Origin of the sequence: Hydrogenophaga sp. (assembly GCF_041633695.1) — a bacterium.
GTDB lineage: Bacteria > Pseudomonadota > Gammaproteobacteria > Burkholderiales > Burkholderiaceae_C > Hydrogenophaga.
Genome location: NZ_JBFJMY010000609.1, coordinates 1 through 2,104, shown reverse-complemented (window position 1 = coordinate 2,104; position 2,104 = coordinate 1). Strand labels below are relative to the sequence as shown.

Annotated in this window: 3 protein-coding genes; all 3 read left to right on the top strand. The window is 61.3% G+C overall.

Going from position 1 to position 2,104, the window contains the following annotated elements; translation table 11 throughout:
- On the top strand, positions 1-501 hold a 501-nt coding region (locus ABYB95_RS22350), incomplete at its 5' end, for an SDR family oxidoreductase (RefSeq protein ID WP_372662178.1).
- Between the two features lies 1 nt (position 502).
- Positions 503-1,204, top strand: a complete 702-nt coding sequence (locus ABYB95_RS22345; RefSeq protein WP_008905487.1) for a transglutaminase family protein — start codon at positions 503-505, stop codon at positions 1,202-1,204.
- A 51-nt stretch (positions 1,205-1,255) separates the two neighbouring features.
- Positions 1,256-2,104: ABC transporter substrate-binding protein (locus ABYB95_RS22340; RefSeq protein ID WP_372662174.1), on the top strand; the 849-nt coding region annotated here is incomplete at its 3' end.

Below are 2,104 nucleotides of genomic sequence, written 5' to 3'. Positions count from 1 at the left end.
GGAGGCTTTCTCGTCTCCCGCGAGGTCTACACGCAGTGGATGGAGGCGCACGGCGGCTCCATCGTCAACATCATCGCCGACATGTGGATGGGCATGCCCACCATGGGACACAGCGGCGCCGCGCGCGCCGGCATGCTGTCGTTCACCGAAACGGCGGCCTGCGAATGGGGCGAGTCGGGCGTGCGCGTCAACGCGGTGGCGCCGGGCTTTGTGGCCAGCAGCGGCTTTGACACCTACGAACCCGAGATGCAGGCCAAGTTCCGCATTTTGATGAAGAGTGTGCCGCTGCAGCGCTATGGCACCGAGGCCGAAGTATCGGCGGCCATCGTGTTCCTGCTGTCCGAGGCGGCGGCCTACATCACCGGCTCCTTCATCCGCGTCGATGGCGGTGTGCCCAATGCCCGTCAGACCTGGAAGCTGAAGCCGACGGATCGCTCCAAACCCTTCAACGGCTTTGCCCTGGCCAAGCCGCCGAAGTGCCTGAGCGCCAAGGATGAATGACATGGACGCGACGACGCAAACCACAAACACGAACGATCCGTCGGCTTATCTCGCGCCCGGCCGCTACGTGGACAGCGATCACCCGGCGGTGATCGCGTTCGCGCGCCGGGTGGCCGACCCCGGCCTGACGCCGCGCGAGATCGCGGTCAAGCTCTATTACGCCGTGCGCGACGAGTTTCTCTACGACCCCTACTACTTTGACACCACGGTCGAGGGCTTGAAGGGCAGCCACGTGATCGAGGCTGGGCGTGGCTTTTGCGTGCCCAAGGCGGCGTTGCTGGCAGCGGCTGCCCGTGTACTGGGCGTGCCGGCACGGGTGGGCTATGCCGACGTTCGCAACCACCTGACCAGCAAACGCCTGCAAGACCTGATGGGCACCGACTTGTTTGTCTTTCATGGCTACACCGAGCTGTGGGTCGACGGCCAGTGGCTCAAGGCAACGCCCGCTTTCAACCGCTCCTTGTGCGAGAAAGCCGGTATCCACCCGTTGGAGTTCGACGGCAGCGCCGATTCGGTCTTTCATGAATTTGATGTCAGCGGCCGACGTCACATGGAGTATGTGCAGGACCGCGGCGCCTACGCCGATCTGCCGCGCGAGGAACTGCTGGCCACGTGGCGCGAGCACTACAAGAGCTTCGCCGACTGGGGTCAGGTTGCAGGCAATGGTGCCGACTTTGAACAAGAAGTGGGCTCGGGATCGTGATCACCATGAAGTGAGTTGACAAAATTTTTAAACAGCCATAAAGAGATAGCCATGAACCTGAGCAAATCGAAATTCGCAAACGCGTTGAGCGATCCTCGGTCGGGGCTTCAGCTTCGGCTGCCAAACGTGCGGGCAACCCTGCAAGCTGTGCAGGTTATTGCCGCGCTTTGTGTGACGCTGTTGGGGACCGGGCTTGCGCGAGCAGAGACTGGCGTAACAGCACAGACCGTCCTGATCGGTCAGAGTGTGTCGCTGACCGGGCCGCTTGCAGAAATCGGCAACGATTTCAGCGAAGGTTTCAAGGCGTACATCGACGAGGTGAACCGCCGTGGCGGGGTCTTCGGCCGCCGGTTGAAGCTCGTGCTAATGGACGACGGGTATGTTCCCCAACGATCACTGGCCAATACCGAAAAATTGATTGGTGAGGACAAGGTATTCGCGCTGGTCGGGAACCTGGGAACGGCCAATGTCACCGGTGTGCTGCCGCTACTGGAGCAACACCGTGTGCCATTGTTTGCGCCGTTCACGGGAGCAGACAGCCTGCGCCGCACGCCGAACCGGTATCTGTTCACCGTGATGGCTTCGTACGGTAGTGAAACAGAAAAAATGGTTCAGCATTTGACGACGACAGGGATCAAGTCCATCGCCGTCGCATACCTGAACAACGCTTTCGGACAGGAGGGGCTTGCGGGCGTGCAGGCGGCTATGAAGGACCGACAAGTAGCCCCGATAGCGAGTGCGGCGATCGCGACGGACGCTCGGGACGCCGCAGTTGCGGCGCAAACAATTGCTCTCGCGCGACCGCAAGCGGTCATTTTGACGACGGCCGGCAAGGCGACGATCGAATTCATTCGCGAGTTTAAGAAGACCGGAGTAGCAGCACAACTGCTGCTGCTGTCG